The organism is Paenibacillus sp. OSY-SE, assembly GCF_000283315.1.
Lineage (GTDB): Bacteria > Bacillota > Bacilli > Paenibacillales > Paenibacillaceae > Paenibacillus_B > Paenibacillus_B profundus.
This window is the reverse complement of sequence record NZ_ALKF01000171.1, coordinates 63,026-70,308: the sequence shown is the minus strand read 5'-3', so window position 1 is coordinate 70,308 and position 7,283 is coordinate 63,026. Positions and strand designations below refer to the sequence as shown.

The 7,283-nt window shown below is 53.6% G+C and carries 4 protein-coding genes; 3 read left to right on the top strand and 1 reads right to left on the bottom strand.

The window, feature by feature from the left end; all coding sequences use genetic code 11:
* The first annotated feature begins 122 nt into the window (after nt 1–122).
* The 3 genes from A372_RS0110845 to A372_RS0110835 all read left to right on the top strand — a co-directional run bounded on the left by A372_RS0110845 (nt 123) and on the right by A372_RS0110835 (nt 5,135).
* Nucleotides 123–1,175 carry a ribonucleotide-diphosphate reductase subunit beta gene (locus A372_RS0110845; RefSeq protein ID WP_019420868.1) on the top strand — a complete coding sequence of 351 codons (1,053 nt, stop codon included), beginning with the start codon at nt 123–125 and terminating at the stop codon, nt 1,173–1,175.
* 265 nt (nt 1,176–1,440) lie between these two features.
* Nucleotides 1,441–3,312: a bifunctional metallophosphatase/5'-nucleotidase gene (locus A372_RS0110840; protein WP_019420867.1), complete on the top strand. Its 1,872-nt coding sequence runs from the start codon at nt 1,441–1,443 to the stop codon at nt 3,310–3,312.
* 236 nt (nt 3,313–3,548) lie between these two features.
* Entirely contained in the window at nt 3,549–5,135 is a 1,587-nt protein-coding gene (locus A372_RS0110835) for an FAD-dependent oxidoreductase (protein ID WP_019420866.1), read from the top strand.
* A 113-nt stretch (nt 5,136–5,248) separates the two neighbouring features.
* Here A372_RS0110835 and A372_RS0110830 read toward each other — a convergent pair whose 3' ends face one another.
* Nucleotides 5,249–7,024 (bottom strand): RNA polymerase sigma factor, encoded by a 1,776-nt coding sequence (locus A372_RS0110830; protein ID WP_019420865.1) that lies wholly within the window; start codon nt 7,022–7,024, stop codon nt 5,249–5,251.
* Between the last annotated feature and the right edge of the window lie 259 nt (nt 7,025–7,283).

Genomic DNA, 7,283 nt, shown 5'->3' with positions numbered 1-7,283 from the left:
AGTCCGGTGCTCATGTAGTCTCCATCTACACTGCGCTCCTCCTTCTTCGAGTTCTTGCAACCTTCTCGGTGCTGAAAAGGGACCTTTTTGATCACGATCTTTAACAGAAAAGGAGAGTCATGATGACACTACTCGATCGCGAGCTCAACCGTCAGCTCATTTTCAATACGGAAGCACCGAACAAATCGACGCGCATTATTATGGGAGAATGCTCCGGCGTGTTGAACTGGGACGACATTCGCATGCCGCATATGTATAAATTGTATAAAGTGCTTTTGCTCAACCACTGGATCGCGGATGAAATTCCGATGTCCAAGGATGCGCAGCAATACCCGCTGCTCGAGCCTGAAGAGCGGAATGCGTTCAAGATTAATATCTCGCTCCTGGCGGTGCTCGATTCCATGCAGACGATGTTCGTCGGAGATGTGAAGAAATACTTCACCGATTCCTCCCTGGAGGCCATCGCAGCCATCATTGCGCAGCAGGAGGTCGTTCATAACCAATCTTATTCTTACGTGCTCTCTTCCTTGGTATCTGACCAGGAACAGAAGGAGATCTTCGAATATTGGAAGCATGACCGCGTGCTGCTTGAGCGCAACCGGTTCATCGCCGACATTTATCAAACATTCCGCGACGACCCGACGCCTCAGACGTTCTTCAAAGCGCTCGTCGCGGACTTGATTCTGGAAGGAATCTTCTTCTACAGCACATTCGCCTTCTTCTATAACCTGGCGCGCGATCAGAAGATGATGGCGACAAGCCAAATGATCTCCTATATTCAGCGGGACGAGAACCAGCACTGCTACTTCTTCGGCGAAGTGTTCAAGCAACTGCTGCGTGACTTCCCAGAGCTGAACACGGAAGAGAATACGAAGTTCGTCTACGAGACGATCGACCGGGCCGTGCAGTTGGAGACGAACTGGGCGCACTACACGCTGCAAAATGTGCGCGGCATCGACTTGCGCGAGCTGAGCGATTACATCAAGCACATCGCCAATCGCCGCTTGAGCCTCATAGGCATGGACAAAGCGTACGACGGCGTGGACGTGAACTGCATGCCGTGGATTAAACCATTCTCCGACGAGGCGCTGAATGCGACGAAGACCGACTTCTTCGAGGCGAAGTCCCGCAATTACGGCAAGGTCGGCGACGATAACGGATTCGATGAGCTATAATACAAATAGATAGAGCACGAGCAACCAAGCTGTCCCTCACATCAATGTGGCCGGGACAGCTTTTTTATTAGAGATTGTTCAAAAAGTATCCTTTTGAACATGCACATTAACTTTCTGATTGGCCTTTTTATATGCGCCGCTGCATCTCTTTACATAACTTTTATATACATTTAACAAAGCGTGCATTGTTCCCCGCTCCCCCTTGTCTTACGATCAATTTACAGCAACTCAACAGAAACCCAAAAAACGGAGGTCGGTTAGAAAAATGAAAAAAATAGGCGTATCCGCAGTGTTGGCAGCACTCATTACATCCATATTTGCCGGGTCCTTATATGCGGATCCCCTGCAGCCCATCAACCACGTTCAATGGATGCAGGAAAAGAGCTATATTTCCGGCTCGGGCAACGATGTGGCTCTGGAACGCCCGATTACGCTTGCCGAAGCGGTCGTAATGCTGGCGCGTGTCCAAGGAACGGAACAAACGGTGACAGCCGCCGATCCTTCTATCCGCCACTGGGGCGCCAAAGCACTCACCTGGGCCAAGCAGCAAAGCATCGTAAGCGCAGAACAGTGGAAGCAGCTCCACCAGCCTGCCGACGCAGTCATGCTGCAAGCTGTAGCTAAAAAGGCAGGGCTTGAGCTGCAGTTCGATAGCAGTCAGACGGGACCGATTACTCGCGAGCAGTTCTTCAAGACGCTGGGCGATGCCATTACGGTCCATGTTACGATTGGCCATACGAATGATGTACATGGCCACATTCTGGACGATGAAAAAGCTAAAGAAATGGGCTATGCCAAGCTGGCGACACTCATGAAGTCGCTTCGGGAAGAAAATCCGAACACCATGCTAGTCGATGCGGGCGACATGATTCAAGGAACTATCTATGTCAACCTGTCTCAAGGCGAGTCGGTTGCCCCAATCGTCAATGCCATTGGTTATGACTTCATGGTCGCCGGCAATCACGAATTTGACTTCGGTCATCAGCAGTTGACGAAGGCCAGCAAGCTGTTCAAGTTCCCCGTGCTCGGCGCCAACGTGTTCGACGAACAAGGCAAGCCGCTGCTGCAGCCGTATGTCATCAAGCAAATCGAAGGTAAAAGATTCGCCTTTCTCGGCCTCATTACCGAAGATACGCCTATCGTCACCCATCCAGACAATGTGAAGGGGCTCACATTTACCAATCCAGTGGAGGTTGCGAAGGAGTGGGTGCCGAAGCTGCAGAAGCAAGCGGATCATGTCATTATCGTCTCCCATTCCGGGTTGACGGAAGACCGTGACATCGCGAAGCAAGTGCAGGGCGTCGACTTGATTATCGGGGGGCATTCCCATACACGCATTGCAGAGCCGGAGCTCGTGAACGGCACCTATATTGTGCAGGACTGGGAGTATAGCAAATCGCTTGGCCGGGTCGACTTGTTCTACCATGACGGCGCGCTTGTCCACTTCTCAGGCGGATTGCTCGAATATGACGAGAAGACTGCACCGGATGCAGGCATCGCCAAGATGGTCGATGATTTGAAGAAAGAAACCGATGGACTCTTGAATGAAAAAATCGCGACGGCAGCGGTTGCGCTTGAAGGGGACCGCACCAAAATCCGTGCGGAAGAAACGAATCTGGGCAATCTGATCACGGATGCAATGCTGGAGCGGACACGCAGCATGCCGGGCTTCGAGGCAGATGTGGCGCTGACGAATTCCGGCGGAATCCGCACATCCATCCTCGCCGGAGATGTAACGAAGCGGAATCTGTATGACGTGCTGCCATTCCCAAACACGCTTACTGTCGTGGAAGTGAGCGGCAGCGAACTGAAAGCCGCGCTGGAGAACGGCGTGAGCGAACTCGACTCTGGTTCCGGGCGCTTCCCGCAAATTAGCGGCATGTCCTTCTCCTTCGACAAGAAGCAGCCGCAAGGCAGCCGCGTAACCGACGTTAAGGTCGGAGGCCAAGCACTCGTTGCGGATAAATCATACCGCGTAGCGACGAATGATTTCCTCATTGCCGGCGGCGACGGCTATGCCACGTTCAAGGACAAAAAGTCCCTTGATACCGGCGTCACTCTCTATGAACTCGTCGAGCAGTTCATCAAGTCGAAGAAAGAACTGACGGCAAAGGTCGAGCAACGCATTCGTCAATGAACGCCCCTAACCATTAATATAGCTAACTTCCTCAACCCACCCCTCCGGTGCTTACGACAGGACACGCATGGCCTCAATTTCCTCCCGGCCAACGTGTCTTGTTTTCGTTTTAAGGAAATTCGTATCCCAATTACCACAAATAGCAAAGAAATTCGCTATTCGGCTGCACTCCAGTTTTCCTATAATAATATTGGTAGGTAATGATTGGAAAACAACGCTGCAAGGAGGAGTATATTATGGCACAACAAAAGTCCGAATGGGAAGCTGATCTCGTCATCATCGGCGGAGGCATGGGGGGCTGCGCCGCGGCATTGGCCGCCTGTCGATTGGGAAAGACGGTGCTGCTCACGGAAGAGACCGCCCGCATCGGCGGACAATTGACAAGCCAGCTCGTTCCACCGGACGAACATCCGTGGATTGAGCAGTTCGGCTGCACGGAGACGTATCGGCAGTTCCGCAATGCTATACGCCGCTACTATCGCGAGCATCTGCCGCTCAACGCGAAGGCGCGCTCGAATCGGAACTTGAACCCCGGGAACGGCAACGTGAGCCGCCTGTGTCACGATCCGCGCATTGCGCTGCACGTGCTGGAATCGATGCTGTTCCCTTATGTGCATAGCGGCCGGCTCACCATCCACACCAGCTGCCGCGCGGTTGGCGCCGAGGTCGAAGGCGACCGCATTCGTGCCGTCACCGTACAGGATGCGGAAGGGAACGCATATACTTGCACGGCGCCCTATTTTCTCGATGCGACCGAATGCGGCGATTTGCTCGCCTTATCCGGTACGGAATATGTCACTGGAGCGGAATCGCAGCGTGACACTGGCGAACCGCATGCCGTTCCGGGGGCCGCTGAGCCGCAAAATATGCAGGGCATCACTTATTGCTTCGCCGTCGATTACGAAGAAGGCGAAAACCATACGATTGCGAAGCCGGATCGCTACGATTTCTGGCGCCAATACAAGCCATCCTTTTGGCCAGATCGCCTGCTGAGCTGGATCGGTGTCAAGCCGTCTACCCTAGAGCCGGTGAAATACTCTCTCTTTCGCGAACAAGGGTCGTTCCCGCTGTTTCATTACCGGCAAATCACCGATCCTTCGCTGTATGATCAGGCTGCCGACTCCATTCCCCAAGCCGTGACGGTCGTCAATTGGCCGCAGAACGATTACTGGCTCGGCTCCATTATCGATGTTAGCGAAGCTGAAAAAGAACAGCATCTGAACGATGCGAAGCAGCTCAGCCTGTCGCTGCTGTACTGGATGCAGACTGAGGCGCCGCGGCATGACGGAGGCTGCGGTTATCCGGGCCTGCGACTCCGCAAGGATGTCGCGGGGACAGCGGACGGGATGGCGATGTACCCCTACGTCCGGGAATCGAGACGGATTCAAGCCGAGTTCACCGTCTTGGAGCAGCACATCTCAACCGATTTCCGCCCAGGACAGCCGGCGGAAACGTTCCCGGATTCGGTCGGCATCGGCTGCTACCGCATCGATCTTCACCCTTCGACAGGCGGGAATAATTACATAGATATTTCCTCCCTGCCGTTTCAGATTCCACTTGGGAGCCTCTTGCCCGTCCGCATGGACAATCTCATACCGGCCTGCAAAAATATCGGCACCACGCACATCACTAACGGCTGCTACCGCTTGCATCCAGCTGAATGGAACATTGGCGAATCGGCCGGCGTTCTTGCGGCATATGCCTTGAACAAGGGCATCGCGCCACGCGCGGTGCGAAGCCAGCAGCAGCATCTTGAAGCGTACCAGCGCCTGCTGCAGCAGTTAGGTATCGAATTGCAGTGGCCGTCCATCCGTCCCGTCTAAGCAGCTTGCTTTTGTCTCCCCGCTTGCGTTGGTGTTAAGCGGGGGGCCTTCCTTTCGTATTTCCGCAAAAATAAAACGGGGATACCCCGCCTGTTTAGGATGTCCCCGTCGTCTTATTTGTTCAGTTCCGCATCCATCTGCCCCAACAAGACGATACTCTGCTCTTCCAACGCTTTGACCGACTGTAAAATCGTGATGGCGCGTCCAGCCTGCTCCGATTCGTTCGGTTCTCCCCCGGCAGGGAACGGAAACATCTGCTGCAGCTCCTGCAGCTGCTCGGCCATGCTCGCATATAGCCCAGCCGCTTCCTTGCCTAGGTTGCGGAGGCGATCATCTGCTGCGGCATCGCCGCCCTGCCACGTGTCACTCAACTCATTCAGGAACTGTGCCGCGTAATGTCGGGCGTTCTGAACGACGGCGATGTTATATGAATTGCCGTTCGGTTCGACCGTTCCACCGCGGAAGGCTTCCACCCAGACATCATAAGCGGCCAAGCCATGTACGCTGTACTGTGGCTGCTCTTCCCTGCCATGATAGTGATCCAGAATCAATTGCAGCGCACCCTTTAGTTGGCCGCGTTCATCCGTTGTACATGGCTCATCAATAGCCAGCACGAATAAATCCTCGAGAATCCCCCGTCCCAAATGATCATAAGGAATATGTTCCTCTTTGCCGCACTCCACAGCCGTAAGCTTTCGCGCTCCATCATCATAGCCATAAATGAGGCCGAACTCAGGTACGAATAAATCCCACGACAGCACGGGCAGCCCCCGATCAATGGAATCGTGAATCAGATTGAGCGCTTCGGGAAGCGCCTCGTGCAGCTTACGCTTCGCTTTCGCTTCCGGCGTGAGCATGGACGCATCCACCAGATTGGTGTTCGGTCCAAGCTTCAAGGGCATAGCGTCGACGATACGGGCTCTGAACCCGAGATTGCGCAAGCCTTTTGATAAAATATCCCTGAAATCGTAAATAGTCGGGCCGGCAATGTTGACGTCGCCTGGGCAAATGTTGATGCGGAACGCATATCCGCTCAATCCCATAATCCTCGTCAGCGACTCCTCCTTGTCCGTATAGGACAGCAGGCCGTGCAAGGCCGAAGCGGCGGACGTCCATGTAAATGTTTCGGCTAGCGTGCCGGAATTAGGCAGCAGCTTTGTTTTCATGCACCCCATATCCTTCCTGTTCATGACATAGTGGTCAACAGACACGCGGATTTTTTCTTGAACGACTTTTTTTCGGGAACGAGATAAGATTTGATATACATTGGCAGTTGACAGGCGGAACAGCTTGGCAATTTCCTGAGGAGACAAATGATCGAAGAAATGAGACTCGAATATTTGCCGTTCCTTCCGGTTCAAGCACCGCAGCATGCCGCCAATCGTCTCAAGCAGTTCCTTGCGCACGATCCTCTCTTCGGGGGTGGCTTCCTGCGCGTTCCCTTCTACTCCCGAACGGGCAAGCCGGAGCATAATATAATCGAGATTGTGCCACTGTTCCTCTTCCAACTCCGCTTCCACATCCCGCATCAAGCCGGTGAACGTCCTCTCTTGGGCGATCGGCTTGCTCCTCAGCTTCGTGTACGCCTGATTGCGCACAATCCGATGGATCCAAGGCAGAAACCGTGCGGCATCCACCAGCGAACCGAGATGCAGAAAAGCCCGGATGAGTGCATCCTGCACAATATCCTCGGCCAGAAATGGTTCCTGCGTGATAGATCGGGCGTAGCCGTATACTTTGGCCCGATGCCTGCGCACCAATTCGCCATACGCTTCCCGATCGCCCTGCTTCGCGCGCTGCACCAGCATGCTGTCGTCCAGCTCATCCAGCTCAGGAGACCACTCATCCCCTACATCTTGTTTCCACTCCGTAACCGCCACGTCGTTCATTCAAACACCTCGTTATATTGATGACCTACTGCATTGACTCCAGAAAGGAATGATCTCTGACATTTTAACAAAAAGGGATTTGAAATGTCCTCCATCGTTCATTTGACACGATACACGTTGGCGAACCTGCCTGGTAGACGTAGACGACATTCTAGACGACATTCTCTATACTACTTTACCTTTAGCTCCATTCTCCCTTTCAGTCAGAGGACTCACTTTACACTGAGTCTCCTCACCACTCCTACACTCCGCTTCTGAA